Here is a 20,286-nt window from a genome sequence, read left to right as displayed (position 1 = left end):
ATGATCATGGTAGCCATGGCACTAGAACGGCTTTCGGTTGGGGTCGCAACACATTCCGTCAGCCGTTACTTCTCGGCATTCTGACTACAAAACGGGCACCCTTGTCGGAGTCCTCGACCCGCAGCGTCCCGTGGTGCGTCTCGGCGATCTCCCGCGCGATCGGCAGGCCGAGACCCGTGCCGCCCGCGTCCCGGTTGCGGGCCGCGTCCAGGCGCAGGAAACGCCGGAACACCCGCTCGCGATCCTCGGGCGCGATGCCCGCGCCGTCGTCCAGCACCTCCATCACCGCCTGGCCGCCCTCGCCCCGCACGGTGATGGTGATCGTGCTCTCGGCGTGCCGCTCGGCGTTGTCCAGCAGGTTCGTCAGCAGACGCGCCAGCCGGTGCCGGTCGCCGGTGACCACCACGCCCGGCTGCAGCGAGGTGACGATCCGCTTCGAGCGCTGCCTGGCGGTCTCGCCGGCGACCAGCTCGCCCAGGTCCACCGGCTCCAGGGCGCCGGGCTCGCCCGCGTCCAGCCGGGCCAGCGTGAGCAGGTCGCTGACGATGTTCTGCAGCCGGTCGATGCTCGTCAGCAGCTTCGACGCGGTCTCGCGCCAGTCGTTCTCGTCGGGATCGAGCAGCGCCATCTCCAGCTCGGTCCGCATGGCCGTGATCGGGCTGCGCAGGTCGTGCGAGGCGTCGGAGACGAAGCGGCGCTGCTGGTCGAGCGCGGACTCCAGGCGTTCGAGCGTCTGGTTCGCGGTCAGGGCCAGGCCCTTGATCTCGGCGGCGGTCTCCGGTACGGGCAGCCGCAGCGAACCGTCGCCGGCGGTGATCTCGGCCAGCCGTTCGGTGATGTCCTGGACCGGAGCCAGCGTCCTGGCGACCACCCGCGAGACGCCGAACCAGGCCAGCGCCACCAGCGTCACGGTGAACAGGAGGAGGAACGCGATCGCGGCCGGGCTGACGTACCAAGGCGGCAGCGGGCCGAAGGCGTAGACGAGCCAGTCGCCCTCCGGCTCGTACACGCGGAACGACACCATGATCTCGCAGCGGCCGCCGAACTCGGGCAGGTCGCAGATCGTGGCGACGCGGGTGGCCTCGTCGAGCGCGGGGGTGGCGTGGCTCAGGCGCGGCGATCCCGCCAGGTTCGGCGTCGAGGAGACCACCTGCCCGGAGGCGTTCACCACCTGCAGCCCGTCGAGGTCCATCGAGGTCACGCGGGGGAGATGGTCGTCCTTGATGAGGTGCACCACCCGCAGCGCGCTGCTGAGGACCTCGCGGGTCCTGATGTCCACGATCGTGCTGCGCGTCGCCCAGAGCAGCAGCGCCGCCGCCCCTACGCAGAGCAGCGCTGTGGCCACGCCGGCGAGCGTCGCCAGCTGCGTGCGTATGGACCGGCCCGGCCGTGCGATCACTCCCCATCCCCCTGAAGGCCAGGTGACCACATCGGGCGGCTTCTCCTCGAATCACCGGAGATTCCATGACGAATCGGGCGGGCAAGCACTAGAGCAATGCTCTATGCGTGCCGCGGTGAGCTGATTAGAGTAAGTGAGCACTGATGCCGAGGAGTCGAAGTGAACCTTGCTGAGTATCGGCGCGCAGCCCGCCAGTGGCTGCAGGAGAACGTACCGTCCGGCGACTACCCCGAAGCGGAGGCCATCCCCCGCGCCAAGGAGTTCATGGCCAAGCTGTACGACGCCGGCTACTCCGGCATCAGCTGGCCGAAGCAGTGGGGCGGACAGGGCCTGACCCAGGCGGAGGAGCGGGCCTTCGCCGAGGAGGCCCGCGACTTCACCCTGCCCACCTACGTCTTCTCGATCGGCCTCGGCATGACCGGGCCCACGATCGTCGACCGCGGCACCGACGCCCAGCGTGCACGGTTCATCCGCCCGCTGCTGCGCGGCGAGGAGATCTGGTGCCAGCTCTTCTCCGAGCCCGGCGCCGGCAGCGACGTGGCCGGCCTGCAGACCAGGGCCGTACGCGACGGCGACCACTGGATCATCGACGGCCAGAAGGTGTGGACGTCCGTCGCCCAGCACGCCGACTGGGGCCTGCTGCTCGCCCGCACCGACGTGGAGCAGCCCAAGCACAAGGGCCTGACCATGTTCGTGGTGGACATGCACCACCCGGGCGTGACCGTCAGGCCGCTGAAGGACATGTCGGGCCGGGCCAACTTCAACGAGGTGTTCGTCGACGCCGTCCCCATCCCCGACGAGCACCGCATCGGCGAGGTCAACGACGGCTGGAGCGTCGCCGTCACGACGCTGCTGCACGAGCGGCTGTCGATCTCGGCGGGCGTCGGCATGAGCGGCCAGAAGGAGAACCCGGCCGCGCTCGGCGCGCTGCGCAAGGAGGTCGACACCTCCGACCCGCTGGTCCGCGACCAGCTCGTCGAGCTGCACATCCGCAGCCGCGCCCTGGAGCTGTTCAACGAGCGGCTGGCCCAGGAGACGAAGGCGGGGGTCTTCCCCGGCGCCCGCGGCAGCGCCGCCAAGCTGCTGCTCGCCGAGCTGACCCAGTTCCAGGCCGACCTCGCCACCCGCCTCGTCGGCCCCGAGGCCACGCTGGCCGGCCACCCGCTCGCCCGCGCGATCTCCATGGCCCCCGGCATGGCGCTGGGCGGCGGCACCAACGAGATCATGCGCAACATCATCGGTGACCGCGTGCTCGGCCTGCCGCCGGAGCCGCGCGTGGACAAGAACGTGCCGTTCAAGGACCTGAAGGTGGGGACGCAGGGGTGAAGCTCGTACTCAGCACCGAACAGCAGGAGCTGCGCGCGGCCGTACGCGCCTTCCTCAGCGCCGCATCGCCGGTGTCGAAGGCCCGCGACGGTTACGACCCGCAGGTGTACGCGCGGCTGGGCGGCGAGCTCGGCCTGTCCGGCCTGATCGTCCCCGAGGAGTACGGCGGCGCCGGCGCCGGGCTGACCGAGCTGGCCGTCGCGCTGGAGGAGACCGGCGCGGCCCTGCTGCCGGGACCGTTCCTCGCCACCGCGTTCGCCGCCATCACGCTGAGCGGGGTGCCCGACAAGGAGCTGCTCGCCGGCATCGCCGAGGGCCGCATCGCCGCCACCGTGCACGCGAGCGAGGTCGCCTACGACGGCGCCACCGCCACCGGACGGCTCGGCCAGGTGCTCTCCGGCATGGAGGCGGACGTGCTGATCGTGCCCGCCGGAGCAGACGACGGCCCCGTGCTGCTGGCCGTCGAGCTGGCCGGGCCCGGAGTTGGCAGGAGCCCGCTGGAGACGCTCGACATCACCCGCGGCCAGGCCGAGGTGGTGCTCGACGGCGCCCCGGCCCGGCTGCTCGGGCCCGTCCCCGAGACGGGCGTCTTCGAGCGGATGTGCGTGGCGCTGGCCGCCGAGCAGCTCGGCGTGATGCGCGCCGCGCTCGACGCCATCGTGGCCTACGCCAAGATCCGGGTCGCGTTCGGCCGCTACATCGGCTCCTACCAGGGCGTCAAGCACAAGCTCGCCGACATGCACGCCAAGCTCGAACAGGCCGAGTCGATCGTCAGGTACGCCGCGTGGGCCGCCGACGAGTCGCCCGCCGACCTGCCCGAGGCCGCCGCGCTCGCCCAGGCGTACGTCGGCCGCGCCTGCTTCGAGGTGGCCCGCGACCACCTGCTGCTGCACGGCGGCATCGGCTACACCTGGGAGCACGACGCCCACCTGTTCTACAAGCGGGCCAAGGCCGACGAGGTGCTGCTCGGCGCGCCCCGCCTCCACCGCGCCAGGCTCGCCGAACTGCTGGAGCTCTGAATGGACATCAGCGGGCTACCCGGCTTCTACGCCATCGCCGCCGCCGACCCCGGCCGCCTCGCCGTGATCGACGCCGACGGCACGCGGACCACGTACGGCGACCTGCTCGCCCGCGTCAACCAGGTCTCCCACGGCCTGCGCGCCGCCCGCGGCCTCGCCACCGGCGACGTCGCCGCGGGCGTGCTGCCCAACGGCATCGACGCCCTGATCATGGTCATGGCCACCGCCCAGATCGGGCTCTACTACGTGCCGATCAACTGGCACCTGACCGCCTCGGAGATCGCGTACATCCTCAAAGACTGCGACGCCAAGGTCGTCGTGACCGGGCCGGAGTACGCCGTGCCCGGCGGCGAGATCGGCACGGACGGGCTCGCCGGAGGGCAGCCCGCCGGCGCGCCGGACGACCGCACCGCCGGGGCCGTCATGTGGTACACCTCCGGCACCACCGGCTTCCCCAAAGGCGTGCAGCGCCCGCTGCCCGGCAGGGAGCCCGAGGCGACGCTGCCGCTGCACCAGTGGTTCATCGGCGAGGTCGCCGACCTGAAGCCGGGCGACGCGCGGCACCTGGTCACCTCGCCGATGTACCACTCGGCGCCCTGCGCGCACGCCCAGCTCGCGCTGCACCTCGGGCACACCGTGGTCATCGCGCCCCGCTTCGACCCGGCCGGAACGCTGGAGCTGATCGAACGCCACCGCATCGACAACGCGATGATGGTGCCGACCATGTTCCACCGCATGCTGCGGCTGCCCGGCGACGTCAAGGCCAGATACGACGTCTCCAGCCTGCGGCAGGTCGTCCACACCGCCGCCGCCTGCCCCGTGGCGGTCAAGAAACAGATCATGGAGTGGTGGGGGCCGGTCCTGTACGAGTACTACGGCTCCACCGAGTCCTCCATCGCCTTCGCCGTCAAGCCGCACGAGTGGCTGGCCCGCCCCGGCACCGTCGGGCGGCCGGTGCCCACGTTCGAGGCGAAGATCTGCGACGAGTCCGGCGACGAGCTGCCGCCCGGCGAGCCCGGCCTGGTCTACGTCAAGTCCGGCATCGGCACGTTCGAATACCGCAAGGACCCCGCCAAGACGGCCGCCTCCAAGCTGGGGGAGCTGGGGGAGTGGTACACCCCCGGAGACATCGGCTACCTCGACGACGACGGCTACCTGTTCCTGTGCGACCGGCGTACCGACATGATCGTCTCAGGCGGGGTGAACATCTATCCCGCCGAGATCGAGGCGGCGCTGCTCGAACACCCCGCGGTGGCCGACGTGGCCGTCATCGGGGTGCCCGACGAGGAGTGGGGGCACAACGTGGTCGCCCTCATCCAGCCCGCCGCGAGCGCCGAGCCCGGGCCTGCGCTGACGGCCGCGCTGCTGGAGCACTGCGGGCCGCGTATCGCCAGGTTCAAGCATCCCAAGGTGATCGAGTACCGCGAGACGCTGCCACGGACGCCGACGGGGAAGCTGTCGCGGTCGAAGGTGCGCGAGGACTACCTGGCCTCCCGGCCCGGCACCGGTTCCTGATCGGCGACGGGGCTTACTCGGCCGGGCTCATTCGGCCGACGGGGTTCACTCGGCGACGAGGAGGAGCGCCTTGCCCACCAGCCGGCGTTCCTCCAGCGCCGCGTGCGCCTCGGCGGCCCGCTCCAGCGGCACCGCGAGCCCCACCTCGGCCGTCAGCCGCCTGGCCGCGGCCTCCCGCATGGTCTGCTCGGCTAGCCCCCTGAACTCCTCCGGCGCGAACTGGACCTGCTCCATCCCGACGACCAGCACCCCGCGCCGCTCGGCCTCGGCCGGGTCGATCAGCGCGGCCGACCCGCTCGGTACCCCGTACGCGAAGAACCGCCCGCCCGGCCCCAGCAGCCGGAAGGCGGACCCGCCCACCTCGCCCCCGACCCCGTCGAAGACCACGTCGAACGTTCCCGCGAACTCGGCGTAGCCGATGACCTTCGCCGCGCCCGCCGCCGAGGCCGCTTCCCGCTTGGCCGGGTCGTGCGCCGCCGCCGTCACCGTCGCGCCGGCCGCACGCGCCAGCCGTACGACGGCCAGCCCGAGCGCCCCACCGGCCCCCGTGACCAGCACCTCGGCGCCCGGCTTCAGCTCCGCCGCCCCCACCAGGCTCAGCGCGGCCGGACCCACCTGGATCAGCGCCGCCGCCTGCCGCCACGTGACCTCACCGGGCACCTCCACGACGGTCTCCACCCCGGCGACGGCCCGCTCGGCGTACGCGCCTCCGCCGGGGAGCTGCGCGGCCACCCGCCTGCCCAGCCATCCGGCGTCCACCCCGTCGCCCACGGACACGACCCGCCCGGCCACCCCGGTGCCCGGCACGAACGGCGGCTCGGCGGGGAACCAGTCCCGCCCCCACCCGGCGCGCAACTGGGCGTCGATGGACATGACGTCCACCACGCAAACGCCGATGACCACCTGCCCGGGACCGGCCACCGGCTCCGGCGCCCGGCTCACCTGGAGCACCTCGGGGCCGCCGTACTTCGTCACTTCAACGACTCGCATGCGGCCGAGTCTGGTACCTCGACTTCGCTTGAGGTCAAGCGCCGGCGTGCGCGGCGAGGATTCGCCGCGCACGCCGGGCCGCACGCCGATCGCAGCAGCCGTCAGCCGAACAGGTTCTGCGCCTGCTGGAAGACCACGATCACGGTCAGCGTGCCGAAGAACAGCACCGACCAGATCAGCGCGCCCAGCCGGTACGAGCGCACCTTGAGCGCCTCCGGCAGCGCCTTCCGGTTGAGGACGATCAGCAGGATCGAGTACACGAACATCATCACGGCCGCGAAGCACGCCGAGAACACCAGCAGGATCAGCGGCTGGTCCAGGCCCGCCAGCAGGATCACCGTGCCGAACAGCGCCAGCGCCCACACCACGATGAAGTAGACGCGGTTGACCGAGATCGGCTTGTCCCGCAGGTAGACCGTCTTGATCGTGTCGGAGGCCAGCCGCGAGGTGTAGTCGACGATGCCCATCGCCGAGGCGAACAGCGCCAGCGCGCCGATCACCCAGAACAGGATGCCGAACCACGGCCCGACGACGTCCTGCAGCACCTCGCCCTCGGCCTGCAGGAAAGCGATGCTGTTCTCCAGCCCCGGCTTACCGAACACCGTCGAGTACGCCAGCATCGACATGAGCGCGATCGTCACGAACGACACGACCGCGAACGTCCACGCCTGCTCCACGTTCGCAAAGCGCCACCAGTTCTTCCAGCGCGCCAGGTTCTCCTTGGTCGGCGCGAACTGGAACCCGGTCGACGAGACCGCTTCCTCCTGGCCGGTGACCGGGCTGACCAGGCGCGGCACGTACAGGCCCATGCCGAAGCCCTTGTCGCGGATCCAGTTGCTCTGGCACAGGTTCTGGCCGCCGCCCGCGCCCGCGTACGCGATGGCGCCCATGAGCACGGCGAACTCCAGCGGCGGGACCGGGAACCGGGCGTCGACCGTCAGGCCCCGGCCGAGCTGCACCCAGCTCTCGGCGGTGATCGCGACCACGATGCCCACCACGATCAGCGTCGCGACCAGGGCGATCTTCACGAAGATCACCTTCTCCAGCGCGGTGTAGATCACCGGCGCCAGCGTCAGCCCGAGCGCGATCACGATCAGCATGGCGATCGCGATGTAGCGCACCGAGCCCTCACCCGTGCCGGTCAGGTACGTCACCATGGTCGCGGACGTGGTCACCCAGCCCGGCCAGAGGTTCGAGCACAACGTCATGATCACGAAGACCAGGCCCCAGTGCTTCCACATCCGGCTGAACCCGGTCAGCGCCGTCTCGCCGGTGGCCAGCGTGTAGCGCTCGATCTCCATGTTGAGGAACCACTGGGTGATGATGCCGATCGCGGCACCCCAGATGAAGACGAGACCGACCTGCGAGGCGATGTACGGCCACAGGATGAACTCGCCCGACGCCAGCCCGACACCGGCGCCCACCAGGCCGGGGCCGATGATGCGCCAGGTGGAGCGCGGCGGCTCGGGAAGGTCGCGGACTTCTACGGTGGGCAGGACTCGCGAAGGAACGGTGGGAGTGAACTCCGACATGCGGATCTCCTTGTTCGGCATTCCTGCCGTCACATTACAGAGACCTATAACGGCGGTGGAATACCTAAGTAATCGACACGACATATTCTCCGCGAGTGGTGAAACCCACCACAAGTCCGCCCGCCGCCATGGCTCCGCCCAGCGCCTCGCGCATCGCCCGCCGCCAGGCGCGGGCCGCGTACGCGTTGTCCCGGCGCAGGCGTTCGATGTCGCTCGGCGTGCCGACGAGTTGCGTACGGCTCTGTGGTGAAATGCCAGGCTCAAGCGCCGGCTGTGGTGAAATGTCGGGCTCAAGCACCGGCTCCCCGTTCGGCCCCTCCCACAGCCGCACGGCGGCTTCCCGCGGATCGTGATCTGCCCCGGTGTCTTCGTCGAGATGCCAGACCGCCATGAGCCTGTCGGACTCGTCCCCCTCGTTGATCGCATCGGCCATCACCCCGTAGAAGTCCGGCAGGTACTCCTCGGGGCGGGCGCCCAGCTTGACCAGGTTGAAGTAGGCATTCCGGCGTACGAGGGGGTCGAACGTCCACGTGATCCGCTCAAGCCCCCGCTCCAGGCACCACCACTTCTGGTGGGCCTTGAGCGCGTACCCGATGCCCCGCCCCACCACGGCGCCCGTCACATGCGAGTGCAGCGCCCGCCCCGCCGCCCGGAACCCGACCGACGCCCCCACCAGCTCGTCGCCCGCGTACGCACCCGCCACGTAGTTGCCGGTGTGCGCGAACTCCACCATCAGCTCCACCGTCGCCGGCACGTTCGTCGGCCCGGGCCGCCAGATCTCGTCGAAGAGCCGGTAGACCTGCTCGAACTCGCCGATCTCGCACAGCTCCCTGACCACCACCCCGGCCCTGGCCGCCGCCTCCTCGTGCTCCATGCCCCCATTTACGCACGTCACCGGTATGTGCCCGCACCCGGCACCACCCTCCGTCCCGGAGTCCGGACGGCGGGCCCGGAGGACGGGGGCGCGCCGGCGACCCGCCCCCGGCCACCTTTCACCCCATGGTCTTCGCGCCGTCGAGGGACTCGCGGATGATGTCGGCATGGCCCGCGTGCTGGGTCGTCTCGGCGATGATGTGCAGCACCACCCGGCGCGCCGACCAGCGCGCCCCAGGCTCGTTCCACGGCGCCTCCGGCAGCGGGTGGGCGACGTTGAGGTCCGGCAGGGTGGCGACCACCTCGTCCGTCCTGCGGGCCACCTCCTCGTACGCCGCCAGCACCCCGGCCAGCGTCTCATCGGGCAGCAGCCGGAAGTCGGCGGCCCGCTGGGCGAAGTCCTCCTCGGTCATGTCGGTGAAGTTCTTCATGGCCGAGGTGCCGTTCAGGATGAAGTCCACCCAGCTCCGCTCGACCGAGGTCACGTGCTTGATCAGGCCGCCCAGGCACAGCTCGCTGGCGGTCGTACGCGCGCGGGCCTGCTCGTCGGTGAGGTCGCGGGTGGTGAAACGCAGGAAGTGGCGGGCCTGCGCCAGCTCGGCCAGCAGGTCGGCGCGCTCGCCGGTCACTTCGGGGGTGCTGCTCAGCGTCTCAACGGTCATGGGTGATGCCCTTCTTCTCGGTCGCTTCCCTCCACGATGACCTCCATTGCGGCCACTTTCCGTCCGCAATGACAAAGACAATGGAGAACATGGCGAACACCAGCACCCGTACGTTGCGACTGCTCTCCCTCCTGCAGACCCACCGCTACTGGCCGGGCAGGGAGCTGGCCGAACGGCTCGGCGTGTCGCCGCGCACCCTGCGCAGGGACATCGACCGCCTCCGCGAGCTGGGCTACCCGGTGCGGGCGCAGCGCGGCGTGGACGGCGGCTACCAGCTCGCCGCGGGCGCGGCCCTGCCGCCGCTGGTGATCGACGACGAGGAGGCGGTCGCCCTGGCCGTGGGCCTGCAGGCCGCCGCACAGAACCCGGTCGAAGGCATCGCGGAGTCGTCCGTACGGGTGCTGGCGAAGGTCGTCCAGGTGATGCCGGTACGCCTGCGCCGGCGCATCGACGCGCTGCGCGCCATGACCGTCTCCGCCGGCTGGGGCAACCCCGCCAGGGCCGCCGCCGACCCCGCCGTCCTCACCACGGTCGCCCTCGCCTGCCGTGACAGCGAACGCATCCGGTTCTCCTACACCGCCGCCGGCGGCAACAGGACCGAGCGGAACGTCGAGCCGCACCGCCTGGTGTCCATCGGCCACCGCTGGTACCTCGTCGCCTACGATCTCACCCGCCACGACTGGCGCAGCTTCCGCGTCGACCGGATGTCCGCCCCCGAGAGCACCGGCGCCCGCTTCCGCCCCCGCGAGCTGCCCACCGCCGACGCCGCCGAGTTCGTCCAGGCCGGCCTCGACAACATGCAGCCGCAGACGTACCGGACGAAGGTCCTCGTGTACGCCCCGGCCGACGAGGTGCGGGCGCGCATCGGCCGGTGGGCCACGGTCGAGGAGGCCGAAGACGGGCACTGCCTCGTCTACATGGGCACCGACGACCTCGACTGGCCGATCATGGCCCTCGGCAGCCTGGAGGCCGACTTCCGCGTCATCAGCCCACCCGAGCTCCTCACCCGCATCCACGCCTGGGGCGCCCGCTTCACCCGCGCCCGGTGACCACGTCCCCGCCTCTGGGCCAAATGATCACGTCCTTACGTCCGGGCCAGGGATCACGTCCCCGCGTGCAGGCCTGGTGATCACGTGCTTGCGTACGGGTTCAGTGATGACGTGCCTGCGTGCGGGCCTGGTGATCACGTGCAGGTGAGCGGGCTCAGTGGTCGCGCGTTCCTACGTGGCTGATAAGCCGGGAGACAGGATCCAGCCGCTGCCACGCTGACTACACGCCGCGCTGCGGCCCGCTCGTTTCGTCCTTTCTCGTCCGTCTCCACACCGCCCATGGCCGGGCCGCACGTGACCTACGGGACGGCTGGCCGCGATGTCGATCGCGTCCCATAACCGCAGACCGCCGATGCCGCCCTTGAGATCACGTCCGCTGCGCGCCGAGACGGCGGCGACGGCGGCGCGCTCCTGCTCGGCGTGCCTCACCGGCCCGCCCCCACCGCGCCTCGACCAGCCTGCCAGTCCGCCCTTGACCGCGCTTCGGCCGGACCGCCGGCCCTCCCGAGACGCTCCGGCCAGGGCCGTCGGTCCGCTCAACGACGCACGGCCGGGCTGGCAGCCCGCCGCCGACTCGCTCCGGACGGAGAATGCCTGGCCGCCCATTCGCGGACGTAACCGCGACACCCTCCGGTCGGAACGCCAGCTGGGCTTGCCCACCACCTTTCCACTGGAACGCCGGCTGGGCCCGCCCAACCGCATCCCGACCGGAGCGCCGGGCCGAGGCATGCGGCCCGAGACGGCTTGTGGCGGCCTGCGGCGGCGTGAAGCCGTGACCACCCCTTCTCCCCCGCGGAGAGCTGCTGCCCCAACCACTCCTCGATGTCTACGTCGTAGACTCCAACTACAGTGTAGACAGGCGGCGTAAGGAGACAGGGAGAACCATGGCGATCGAGTCGATTGAGGTGCCCGGAGCCCGGCTGCACGTGGAGCGCGCAGGCGACGGCCCCGCACTGCTGCTGATCCCCGGCGGCGGAGGCGACGCCGCCATGTACGCGGACGTCGTGGAGCCGCTCTCGCGGACGTTCACCGTGATCACCTACGACCGGCGCGGCAACTCGCGCAGCCCGTTCACCCGCCCCGACGCCTCGATCACACCCGCCACCCAGGCGGACGACGCGGCCGCCGTCCTCGACCACCACGGCCTCGACCGCGCCTACGTCTTCGGCAGCAGCGGCGGCGCGATCATCGCCCTGGAGATGGTGATCAGGCACCCAGACCGCCTCTTGGGCGCCGTCGTGCACGAGGCGCCGCTGGTCCAGCTCCTGCCGGCCGGCTCCGCGGAGCGCCGGGAGATCGACCACATCGCCCGCCTCAGCCAGGAGGGGCATCTGATGCGGGCGTACGCGGCCTTCGGCGCGATGACCCTGTCCGACCCGCCGCGGATCTTCCTGTCACCCGCCGGCCAGACCGCCATCGCCGCCGGAACCCGCCTCATGCTCGCCGCCGACACCCTGACGCGGAAGGTCACCCGCCGCGACCCTGACCCGATGACCCGTCAGCTCCACAACGCCGAGCTGCTGCTGCGCCGCGAGCTGCCCGCCTTCTGCTACGACTACCGGCCCGACCTGACCGCCCTCGCCGCCACCACGGCGCCGTGGTGCCTGGCCGCCGGGCGCGACAGCGTCGGCAAGCCGTATCACACCGCCGTCCGCCTGCTGTCGGAACGCCTTGGCGTACCCTGCCATGAGTTCCCCGGCGGCCACGTCCCGTACATGCAGCACCCGGAGGAATTCACCGCGACACTCAGCGCCGTCCTGGAGGGCTTCGCACCATGACGACCGATTCCAGACCGACGGGCGAGGTGCCCGAGCCGCCCACCCGGCCCAGGCTCACCCGCGAGTACCTCGCCACCGCCGCGCTCGCCCTCATCGACGCCCACGGCCTGCGCAAGTTCTCCATGCGCAAGCTCGGCACCGCGGTCGGTTTCGACCCCATGGCCGTCTATCGCCACTACGACGACCAGGAGGCGCTCTTCGACGGCGTCGCCGAGGCGATGTTCGACGAGATCGACGTGGACACCCTGCCCTGGGACGGCACCTGGCAGGAACTCGTCCGCGAATACTGCCTGCGGCTGCGCGACACCCTCCTGCGCCATCCCCACGCCGTCCAGGTGTTCGCGACCCGGCCGGTACGCTCTCCCGCCGCCATCGACGCCGGCGTCAAAATGCTGAGCGAGCTCCAGGCCGACGGCATCCCTCCGGCGCAGGCCCTGCGCCTCACCCGCTGCCTGCGCGAGTTCACCGTCGGCCACGCCCTCGCCATCGCCGTCACCAAGCTCGGCGCGGAACGCCGCAGCCGCAAACCCGAGCCCGGCAGCCCCGACTACAACCTCCTCGCCGAAGCCGCCGACGCCACCACCCTCGACGACCACTTCGAACCCGGCCTGACCGCCCTCCTGGAGGGCTTCGCCCACCCCACCTCCTGAGGCCACTGCCAGGTCTCGCCCCTTAGGGCCGTTGTGGGTGCCGCTCGTTGGGCTGGCCGCTGCGGGTTTCGCTCTCTAGACCCCGCTTTGGGCCTTACCCGCCGGGTAGCAGTGCGCCTGTCCGTTGAGGTCGCTGCGGGGCGTGCTTGCTGGGTAGTCGGTCACCCCGCACAACGGCCGATCAGCGGACCGCCTCGATCAGGGCGCGGAGGAGGGCCGTGCGGCCGGGGAGCTCCGACACAAGCACGTGCTCGTGGTCCGCGTGCGCCCCGCCGCCCACCGCGCCCAGCCCGTCGAGGGTCGGGCAGCCTACGCCGGCCGTGAAGTTGCCGTCGGAGGCGCCGCCCACCGAGGCGGAGGTGAGCGGCGGCAGGCCCAGCTCCGCCGCCAGCTCCTGGGCGCGGGCGAAGAGCGCGGCCGACATGGACGCTTCGAGCGGCGGCCGGTTAGGCCCGCCGACGACCTCCAGGCGGGTGCCGGGCACGACGGGCCGCAGGGCGTGCATCGCCGCGTCGACCCGCTCCTGCTCGGCCACCTCGGCGACCCGTACGTCCACCCCGACCGACGCGAAGGCGGGAACGGTGTTGAGCGTCGAGCCGCCCGACAGGACCGTCGGCGTCACGGTCGTCGCGCCCGCCCCCAGCCCGGCGATGGCCAGGATCTGGTGGGCCAGCTCGATGCCCGCGTTGGCCCCCTTCTCCGGCTCCAGCCCGGCGTGCGCGGCCTTGCCGTGGACGTTGACGGTGTAGAGCGAGGTGCCCTTCCTGGACGTCTTCAGCGCCCCGCCGTCGGCGCTCGCCTCCATGACGAACGCGGCGGCCAGCCCCCGCGCGGTGTCCTGGATCAGCCGCGACGACGTGAGCGAGCCGACCTCCTCGTCCCCGGTGATGAGCAGCGTGATGCCGTCGAGCGAGTCGAGCCCGGCCAGGGCGTGGAACGTCTGCACCAGCCCCGCCTTCATGTCGAACACGCCCGGCCCCCTGGCCACCCCGTCGATTACCGACCAGGGGTGGGTGGCGAGGCTGCCCATCGGCCAGACCGTGTCGTGGTGGCCGAGCAGCAGCACCTTGGGCGTGCCGAACGACCAGCGCAGGTGGGTGACACCGTCGATCACCAGGAACTCGGGCTCGCTGCCCAGGTGGCGGGTGCCCATTGCGGCCACCACCTTGGCGCTGCGGGCCACGGCCTCCAGGTCGCTGGAGAACGACTCGCAGCAGACCAGCTCCTCAAGGTCGGCCAGCATGCCGGCGAGCTCCGGAAAGGTGGTGTGGTGGTCGGTCATGCCGGTCGTCCCCCGAAGGTCGTACGTACGTGAACCCGCATCAGAGCAGCTCCCCGAACAGGCGCCGCACATTACCGCCGATGATCTGCATGACGTCCTTCTCCGGCAGACCGCGCGCCAGCAGTCCTTCGGTCACCATGGGCAGCCCGGCGGGACCCTCCAGGCCCGGGATCGCCTTCTTCGGGTCGAGGCCCCTCACGGGGACGTCCTCGCAGCACGGCGGCGTCAGGTCGTCCATCACCTCGCGGATGAAGTCGGGCCCGAGCCCCACGTGGTCGATGCCGGCCACGGAGACGATGTGCTCGATGTGGTCGAGCAGCCGGTCGAGCGTCATGTCCTCCTCGCGCTCGGCGAGGAACGGGGCGAAGAAGTTGACGCAGATGACGCCCCCGTTGGCGGCGATGGCGCGGAGCTGGTCGTCGGTGAGGTTGCGGTGGTGGTCGCGCAGGGCGCGGGCGGAGGAGTGGGTGGCGATGACCGGCCTGGTGGCCAGCTCGAGCACGTGGGCGACGCCGGAGGCGCCGAGGTGGGAGACGTCGAAGATGATGCCGAGCCGCTCGATCTCCCGCAGCGCCTCGACCCCGTGGGAGGTGAGCCTGCTGCCGGTGTCGTCTTCGCCGCTGCCGTCGGCCAGGGGAGTGCGGCCGAAGTGGGCGATCGACGCCACCCTGACGCCCAGGCGGTGCATGGTGGAGATGAGCTCGACGTCGGCGTCGAGGCCGGGCATGCTCTCCATCGCCAGCACCAGCGCGATCTTGCCCGCGTCGAGCGCCCGGTCGATGTCGCCTGCGTCGAGGCAGAGGCTCACGTGGTCGGGATTACCCTCGGCCAGCACGTGAGCGCACTCGATCATGCGCAGCGTCTGCCGCAGCGCGCCCTCGGGCCGGTATTGGTCGTCGATGAAGACCGGCAGCACCTGCACGTTGACCCCGCCGTCCTGGAGCTGCGGCAGCCATCGCTCACGGAAGAACGAGGCCCACTGCTGCGGCGGCCGTGCGGAGACCGCCATGAGAAGGTCGTTGTGGGTGTCGGCCACGATAGCGCGCTGATGCAGGGGAAGCGTCATGCTCAGGACGTTATCGCGCGCCCGTGACCTGCACCATCGTGCCCCGGTCCGATCTTTGGCGTCCGATCCTGGTCTGACGCACCATCACGGCGGCTCCTACCCTGCTCCGACGGGCTGGTACGCGGGCTCCGGCGGCCTGGCCGTCAGCCTGCGGTAGAGCGTGGTGGGCCCAGGCCAGTTGTTCGTCACGCGCCCGTCGGCCGTCTTGTACCAGCTCCGGCAGCCCGCGCCCCACACCATCCTGCTCATGGCCGCGTCGAGCTGCCGCCGCCAGGCCGCCATCGCCTCCGGCCGCACCTCGATGGGCCCTGACCTGCCGAGGTACGGCAGGCACGCCATGATGTGCGCCACCTGGCACTCGATCATGAAGACGATGGAGTTGTGCCCGAGGTTGGTGTTGGGCCCGTACAGCATGAAGAGGTTCGGAAAGCCCGGCACGGAGATGCCGAGATACGCCTCGGCGCCGTCCTTCCACCGCTCGTGCAGCGAGCGCCCCTCGCGCCCGATCACCTCCATCGGCGTCAGGAACTCGGTGCTCTTGAAGCCGGTGGCGTACACGATGGTGTCCACCTCGTACGTGCCCGCACCGGTCTCGACCCCCTTGGGGGTGATGCGCGCGATGGGATCGGTCACCAGCGACACGTTGGGCCTGCTCAGCGCCGGATAGAAGGAACTGTCGATGATCACCCGCTTGCAGCCGGGCGGATAGTCGGGCGTGAGCTTGGCCCGCAGCCCGGGGTCGGGCACCTGATCGCGCAGGTGGCGCAGCGCCCGCTGCCTGAGCAGCCCCTCGCTCCAGCCCCGCGCCAGCGCCGGATAGAGGGTGCCCTCGGCGTAACGGTAGATCCACTCGCGGTAGGCCCGCTGCAACCCCGGCACGAACCGGAACGCCAGCCGCGCGACCGGCCCGAACACGGCGTCCGGCTTGGGGATCACCCAGTTGGGCGTGCGCTGGAAGAGGTAGAGGTGCGCGGCCCGCTCCGCGACCCGCGGCACGAGCTGGGCCGCCGACGAACCGGTGCCGATCACCGCGACGCGCCTGCCGGTGAGATCGTGGTCGTGGTTCCAGCGGGCCGAGTGGAAGGAGACCCCCTCGAAGTCCTCCATGCCGGAAATGTCCGGCAGACGAGGCCGGTTGAGCTGTCCCACCGCCATGACGACCACGTCGAACGTCTCCGTACGCGCGCCGTCGGCGGACGACGTGGTGATGTGCCAGGCGCCGCCCTCGAAGACCGCCCGCCGTACCTCCGTCCGTAAGCGGATTTTCCGCCTGACGCCGTATTTATCGGCGCAATGGTGGAGGTATCCGAGGATTTCCGGCTGCTCGGGGTAGCGCCGCGTCCAGCTCGTGTACTTCTCGAATGAGTACGAGTACAGATGCGAGGGAATGTCGCACCCCGCCCCGGGATAGGTGTTGTCCCGCCACGTCCCGCCGAGATCGTCCGCCTTCTCGAAGACGCTGTACGTGCGGATCCCGGCCTTCTCCAGCCGGATCGCCATGCACAGCCCGCCGAAACCCGCTCCGATGATCGCGACGCGTGGCGCCATGCCCGTCCCTCCGCAAGTCAGGATTCACTTACATTACGCCGAACGCCGCCGCCGCGACACCCCTCGATCTCCCGCGTACCGGTAGTCTGCGCAGGTGGCTGCTGTGACGTTGAATGACGTGATCGGAGTGCTCGAGGCGGCCTATCCGCCCGCCCGGGCCGAGTCGTGGGACGCGGTGGGGCTGGTCAGCGGAGATCCGGCGCAGGAGGTGCGGCGGGTGCTGTTCGCGGTCGACCCGGTCGCCGCCGTGGCCGACGAGGCGCTGGAGTGGGGCGCCGACCTGATCGTCACCCACCACCCTCTCTACCTGCGCGGCACCACCACCGTGGCCACCACCACGCCCAAGGGCCGCCTCGTCCACACTCTGATCAAGAACGACATCGCCCTCTACACCGCCCACACCAACGCCGACGTGGCCAACCCCGGCGTCTCCGACGCCCTCGCCAGGGCGGTCGGGCTGACCGGAGACCTCGTGCCGCTCCAGCCGTTCCCCGACGACCCGTGGCGCGGGCTCGGCCGCATCGGCGAGCCGCCCGAGGAGACGACGCTGGAGGAGTTCGCCGAGCGCGTGGCCAAGGGCCTGCCGCGCACGTCGTGGGGTATCCGCGTGGCCGGCGACCCCACACGTCCCGTGCGGCGCGTCGCGGTCAGCGGGGGAGCGGGCGACTCCCTGCTCGGCGCGGCCAGGGCCGCCGGCGTCGACGTCTTCCTCACCGCCGATCTCCGCCATCACCCGGCCAGCGAGTTCGTTGAGGCGGGTGGCCCTGCGCTGATCGACGCCGCGCACTGGGCGACCGAGTGGCCCTGGCTCGACAGCGCGGCGTCCATCCTGCGCGAGAGTGGCGTTAACGTTGAAACGCGTGTCTCCGCCACGGTCACCGATGCTTGGACAAGAGGATATTGATCATGAAAGCAGCCCCTGAGGCACAGAAGCGACTGCTCGACCTGGCAGAGCTCGACACCACGCTTGATCGGCTGGCACACCGCCGCCGCACCTTGCCCGAGCTGGCCGAGATCGACGAGCGCTCCAAGCTGTACGCCAGGCTCGTCACCCAGGTGATCGAGGCCGAGACCGAGGCGGGCGACCTGGCGCGCGAGCAGGCCAAGGCCGAAAGCGACGTCGATGCCGTACGCACCCGCGCAGAGCGCGACCAGAAGCGCCTCGACTCCGGGGCCGTCACCTCGCCGCGCGACCTCGCGAGCCTGCAGTCCGAGATCGCCTCGCTCCACAAGCGGCAGGGCGACCTGGAAGAGGTCGTTCTTGAGATCATGGAACGCCGCGAGGCCGCCGACACCAAGGTGACCGACCTGATCGCCAAGCGCGACGAGGTCCGCGCCGAGCTGTCGGCCGCCGAGGAGCGCCGCGACGCCGCGCTCGCCGAGATCGAGAAGGAGGTGGCCGAGGTCCAGGGCCGCCGCACGACCGTCGCCGGCGACATCCCCGCCGACCTGCTCAAGCTCTACGAGAAGCTCAGGGAGCAGTACGGCGTCGGCGCGGCCATGCTGCGCGGCGGCCGGTGCCAGGGCTGCAAGGTGGCGCTGTCCATCGCTGAGATGAACGCCATCAAGGCCGCCCCCCACGACGAGGTGCTCCGGTGCGAGGAGTGCCGCCGCATCCTCGTCCGTACCGCAGAGTCGGGCCTGTGACCTCCTACGTCATCGAGGCCGACGGCGGCTCGCGCGGCAACCCGGGTCCGGCCGGCTACGGCGCGGTCGTCAAAGACGCCTCCGACGGGCAGGTCCTGGCTGAGGCGGCGGAGGCGATCGGCGTCACGACCAACAACGTCGCCGAATACCGCGGGCTGATCGCCGGCCTGCGCGCCGCGCTCGACCTGGGCGGCGAGGGCGCGCAGGTGGCCGTACGCATGGACTCCAAGCTCGTCATCGAGCAGATGGCGGGCCGCTGGAAGATCAAGAACGAGGGCCTGCGCCCGCTGGCGGCCGAGGCGGGCTCGCTGGTCAGGCGGCTGCGGGTGACCGAGTGGACCTGGATCCCGCGCGAGCGCAACCAGCACGCCGACCGCCTGGCCAACGAGGCCATGGACGCCGCCGCCCAGGGCCTGGCGTGGAAGGCGGGCGGCACCGCGTCCGGTGGAGCGGGGGAGTCCGCTCCGGCGGGCGCGTCCGGTTCGGCGGGAGTGTCGGGTACGGCGGCGCCGTCCGTGCCGAAGCAGACCGACCTCCTCGACGCGGGCGACATCGCCGAGCTGTCCGCCCCCACGGCCTCGGTCGCCACAGCCCAGCAGACGACGGCCAGGCGTACGGGTGCGGGCACCGGCACCGGCTGGGCCCCGCCCACCCGCGTCGCCACCTCGCTGCTCCTGCTGCGCCACGGCGAGACCGAGCTGTCCGTCGAACGCCGCTTCTCCGGTCGCGGCGACGCCGAGCTGACGGCCAACGGCCTGGCCCAGGCGTCGGCGGCGGCCGAGCGGCTGGCGCGGGAGCCGTACCGGCTGGATGTCATCGTCTCCTCGCCGCTGAAGCGCGCCCGCCAGACCGCGCAGGCGGTCGCCCAGCGGACCGGCCTCGACGTGGAGGTCTGGGACGACCTCCGGGAGGCCGACTTCGGCGCGTGGGAGGGGCACACGTTCACGGAGGTGCAGCGCCGCTGGCCCGCCGAGCTGAACGCCTGGCTCTCCGACCCCGATGTGGCCCCGCCCGGTGGCGAGAGCTTCGCCGAGACCTCCCGCCGCGTGCAGGCGGCCAGGGAGCGCCTGATCGAGCGGTACGAAGGCCGCACCGTGCTCGCGGTCTCCCACGTCACGCCGATCAAGCTGCTCCTTCAGGACGCGCTCACAGCGCCCCTGCAGGGCATCTACCGCATGCACCTCGACCTGGCGTGCCTGTCGCTGATCGAGTACTACGCCGACGGCCCCGCCGTGGTGAAGACTTTCAACGACACGGCCCACCTCCGCTGACATCGCCCGGGGCCGGGTTCGTGGGCACGGCCCCGGGCATGAGCGATCAGATCTCGCCGTTGACGGGGGATGACCGAGGGTTTGATACCCTCCTGCAGACGAGTCGGCCGGGCGGCCGCGTCGGGCCTCCGGGCCCGCCGAGGAAGGTCCGGGCTCCACAGGGCAGGGTGGTCGGTAACACCGACCCGGGGTGACCCGCGGGAAAGTGCCACAGAAAGCAGACCGCCTCCCGGTCTCGGCCGGAAGGTAAGGGTGAAAGGGTGGTGTAAGAGACCACCAGCGCCTGCGGTGACGCAGGCGGCTCGGTAAACCCCACCCGGAGCAAGGTCAAGAAGGGACTCCCTTCGGGGTGTCCCGCGCGCGACGCTTGAGGGCTGCCCGCCCGAGTCGCGCGGGTAGACCGCTTGAGGCCGCCGGCAACGGCGGTCCTAGATGGATGGCCGCCCCTTCGCAAGAAGGACAGAACCCGGCCTACAGGCCGACTCGTCCCTCACCTCTTCCCCTGACCTGCGGCGAAAGCCTCAGCCGTCGCCATAAAAGCTCTCAGTGGACGCATCGGGGACGCACTCGCTGGAAGTCTGCTGCTCAGTTACGGCAGCCGTAGATTGTTGTGATCATGGTGTTGTCTCGGCGTAGGTATGCCATCGCTGGTGGCAGAGGCGCGCTCGATATTGGTGCC

At 71.1% G+C, this 20,286-nt stretch carries 17 protein-coding genes and 1 other RNA gene; 10 read left to right on the top strand and 8 right to left on the bottom strand.

Going from position 1 to position 20,286, the window contains the following annotated elements; genetic code table 11:
* Positions 1-58: 58 nt before the first annotated feature.
* A complete protein-coding gene (locus tag AB0K67_RS29140) occupies positions 59-1,345 on the bottom strand; it encodes a HAMP domain-containing sensor histidine kinase (RefSeq protein ID WP_364066744.1) in 1,287 nt (428 codons plus the stop codon).
* Between the two features lie 213 nt (positions 1,346-1,558).
* On the opposite strand from AB0K67_RS29140, the gene AB0K67_RS29135 reads away from it, so the two are divergent.
* Genes AB0K67_RS29135 through AB0K67_RS29125 form a run of 3 tightly spaced genes read left to right on the top strand, consistent with a single transcriptional unit; the run spans position 1,559 to position 5,259 of the window.
* Positions 1,559-2,725 (top strand): acyl-CoA dehydrogenase family protein, encoded by a 1,167-nt coding sequence (locus AB0K67_RS29135; protein WP_364066742.1) that lies wholly within the window; start codon positions 1,559-1,561, stop codon positions 2,723-2,725.
* Positions 2,722-3,744 carry an acyl-CoA dehydrogenase family protein gene (locus tag AB0K67_RS29130; protein WP_364066740.1) on the top strand — a complete coding sequence of 341 codons (1,023 nt, stop codon included), beginning with the start codon at positions 2,722-2,724 and terminating at the stop codon, positions 3,742-3,744. Before AB0K67_RS29135 ends, AB0K67_RS29130 begins: the two co-directional genes overlap by 4 nt.
* Complete coding sequence (locus AB0K67_RS29125; protein WP_364066738.1) at positions 3,745-5,259, top strand: AMP-binding protein; 1,515 nt, start codon at positions 3,745-3,747, stop codon at positions 5,257-5,259. It abuts the gene before it with no gap.
* A 45-nt stretch (positions 5,260-5,304) separates the two neighbouring features.
* On the opposite strand, the gene AB0K67_RS29120 is transcribed toward AB0K67_RS29125, so the two are convergent.
* The 4 genes from AB0K67_RS29120 to AB0K67_RS29105 all read right to left on the bottom strand — a co-directional run bounded on the left by AB0K67_RS29120 (position 5,305) and on the right by AB0K67_RS29105 (position 9,316).
* Positions 5,305-6,249, bottom strand: a complete 945-nt coding sequence (locus AB0K67_RS29120; RefSeq protein WP_364066736.1) for a zinc-binding dehydrogenase — start codon at positions 6,247-6,249, stop codon at positions 5,305-5,307.
* Between the two features lie 101 nt (positions 6,250-6,350).
* Entirely contained in the window at positions 6,351-7,781 is a 1,431-nt protein-coding gene (locus AB0K67_RS29115) for an Nramp family divalent metal transporter (RefSeq protein WP_364066734.1), read from the bottom strand.
* Between the two features lie 64 nt (positions 7,782-7,845).
* Complete coding sequence (locus tag AB0K67_RS29110) at positions 7,846-8,655, bottom strand: GNAT family N-acetyltransferase (RefSeq protein WP_364066732.1); 810 nt, start codon at positions 8,653-8,655, stop codon at positions 7,846-7,848.
* Positions 8,656-8,773: 118 nt separating this feature from the next.
* Entirely contained in the window at positions 8,774-9,316 is a 543-nt protein-coding gene (locus tag AB0K67_RS29105; protein WP_364066730.1) for a DinB family protein, read from the bottom strand.
* 89 nt (positions 9,317-9,405) lie between these two features.
* Here AB0K67_RS29105 and AB0K67_RS29100 point away from each other — a divergent pair, with 89 nt between their 5' ends.
* The 3 genes from AB0K67_RS29100 to AB0K67_RS29090 all read left to right on the top strand — a co-directional run bounded on the left by AB0K67_RS29100 (position 9,406) and on the right by AB0K67_RS29090 (position 12,793).
* Positions 9,406-10,365, top strand: coding sequence for a YafY family protein (locus AB0K67_RS29100; RefSeq protein WP_364066728.1), 960 nt, complete (start codon positions 9,406-9,408; stop codon positions 10,363-10,365).
* Between the two features lie 884 nt (positions 10,366-11,249).
* Positions 11,250-12,143, top strand: coding sequence for an alpha/beta hydrolase (locus tag AB0K67_RS29095; RefSeq protein WP_364066726.1), 894 nt, complete (start codon positions 11,250-11,252; stop codon positions 12,141-12,143).
* Complete coding sequence (locus AB0K67_RS29090) at positions 12,140-12,793, top strand: TetR/AcrR family transcriptional regulator C-terminal domain-containing protein (RefSeq protein ID WP_364066724.1); 654 nt, start codon at positions 12,140-12,142, stop codon at positions 12,791-12,793. The genes AB0K67_RS29095 and AB0K67_RS29090 overlap by 4 nt, the downstream gene beginning before the upstream one ends.
* 181 nt (positions 12,794-12,974) lie before the next feature.
* Here the strand turns inward: AB0K67_RS29090 and AB0K67_RS29085 are convergent, their stop codons facing one another.
* The 3 genes from AB0K67_RS29085 to AB0K67_RS29075 all read right to left on the bottom strand — a co-directional run bounded on the left by AB0K67_RS29085 (position 12,975) and on the right by AB0K67_RS29075 (position 16,689).
* Entirely contained in the window at positions 12,975-14,075 is a 1,101-nt protein-coding gene (locus tag AB0K67_RS29085) for a M20 family metallopeptidase (protein WP_364066722.1), read from the bottom strand.
* Positions 14,076-14,115: 40 nt separating this feature from the next.
* Entirely contained in the window at positions 14,116-15,141 is a 1,026-nt protein-coding gene (locus AB0K67_RS29080) for a dipeptidase (RefSeq protein WP_364066720.1), read from the bottom strand.
* A gap of 96 nt (positions 15,142-15,237) precedes the next feature.
* Positions 15,238-16,689, bottom strand: a complete 1,452-nt coding sequence (locus AB0K67_RS29075; protein ID WP_364066718.1) for an NAD(P)/FAD-dependent oxidoreductase — start codon at positions 16,687-16,689, stop codon at positions 15,238-15,240.
* A 103-nt stretch (positions 16,690-16,792) separates the two neighbouring features.
* On the opposite strand from AB0K67_RS29075, the gene AB0K67_RS29070 reads away from it, so the two are divergent.
* From AB0K67_RS29070 to rnpB, 4 genes are all read left to right on the top strand, one after another.
* On the top strand, positions 16,793-17,593 hold the full coding sequence (locus tag AB0K67_RS29070; protein WP_364066716.1) for a Nif3-like dinuclear metal center hexameric protein: 801 nt from the start codon (positions 16,793-16,795) through the stop codon (positions 17,591-17,593).
* A gap of 2 nt (positions 17,594-17,595) precedes the next feature.
* Positions 17,596-18,336, top strand: a complete 741-nt coding sequence (locus AB0K67_RS29065) for a C4-type zinc ribbon domain-containing protein (RefSeq protein ID WP_364066714.1) — start codon at positions 17,596-17,598, stop codon at positions 18,334-18,336.
* A complete protein-coding gene (locus tag AB0K67_RS29060) occupies positions 18,333-19,607 on the top strand; it encodes a bifunctional RNase H/acid phosphatase (protein ID WP_364066712.1) in 1,275 nt (424 codons plus the stop codon). The genes AB0K67_RS29065 and AB0K67_RS29060 overlap by 4 nt, the downstream gene beginning before the upstream one ends.
* Before the next feature lie 99 nt (positions 19,608-19,706).
* An RNA gene (gene rnpB, locus AB0K67_RS29055) (RNase P RNA component class A) lies at positions 19,707-20,097 on the top strand.
* The last annotated feature ends 189 nt before the right edge of the window (positions 20,098-20,286 follow it).

The organism is Nonomuraea sp. NPDC052634, assembly GCF_040678535.1.
Lineage (GTDB): Bacteria > Actinomycetota > Actinomycetes > Streptosporangiales > Streptosporangiaceae > Nonomuraea > Nonomuraea fastidiosa.
This window is presented reverse-complemented; position numbering and strand designations above follow the sequence as displayed.

Bases quoted from the DNA above. Each gene is read 5' to 3' on its own strand.
- AB0K67_RS29125 (WP_364066738.1), top strand. From the start codon at position 3,745: ATGGACATCAGCGGGCTACCCGGCTTCTACGCCATCGCCGCCGCCGAC.
- AB0K67_RS29120 (WP_364066736.1), bottom strand. From the start codon at position 6,249: ATGCGAGTCGTTGAAGTGACGAAGTACGGCGGCCCCGAGGTGCTCCAG.
- AB0K67_RS29115 (WP_364066734.1), bottom strand. From the start codon at position 7,781: ATGTCGGAGTTCACTCCCACCGTTCCTTCGCGAGTCCTGCCCACCGTA.
- AB0K67_RS29110 (WP_364066732.1), bottom strand. From the start codon at position 8,655: ATGGAGCACGAGGAGGCGGCGGCCAGGGCCGGGGTGGTGGTCAGGGAG.
- AB0K67_RS29105 (WP_364066730.1), bottom strand. From the start codon at position 9,316: ATGACCGTTGAGACGCTGAGCAGCACCCCCGAAGTGACCGGCGAGCGC.
- AB0K67_RS29100 (WP_364066728.1), top strand. From the start codon at position 9,406: ATGGCGAACACCAGCACCCGTACGTTGCGACTGCTCTCCCTCCTGCAG.
- AB0K67_RS29095 (WP_364066726.1), top strand. From the start codon at position 11,250: ATGGCGATCGAGTCGATTGAGGTGCCCGGAGCCCGGCTGCACGTGGAG.
- AB0K67_RS29090 (WP_364066724.1), top strand. From the start codon at position 12,140: ATGACGACCGATTCCAGACCGACGGGCGAGGTGCCCGAGCCGCCCACC.
- AB0K67_RS29085 (WP_364066722.1), bottom strand. From the start codon at position 14,075: ATGACCGACCACCACACCACCTTTCCGGAGCTCGCCGGCATGCTGGCC.
- AB0K67_RS29080 (WP_364066720.1), bottom strand. From the start codon at position 15,141: ATGACGCTTCCCCTGCATCAGCGCGCTATCGTGGCCGACACCCACAAC.
- AB0K67_RS29075 (WP_364066718.1), bottom strand. From the start codon at position 16,689: ATGGCGCCACGCGTCGCGATCATCGGAGCGGGTTTCGGCGGGCTGTGC.
- AB0K67_RS29065 (WP_364066714.1), top strand. From the start codon at position 17,596: ATGAAAGCAGCCCCTGAGGCACAGAAGCGACTGCTCGACCTGGCAGAG.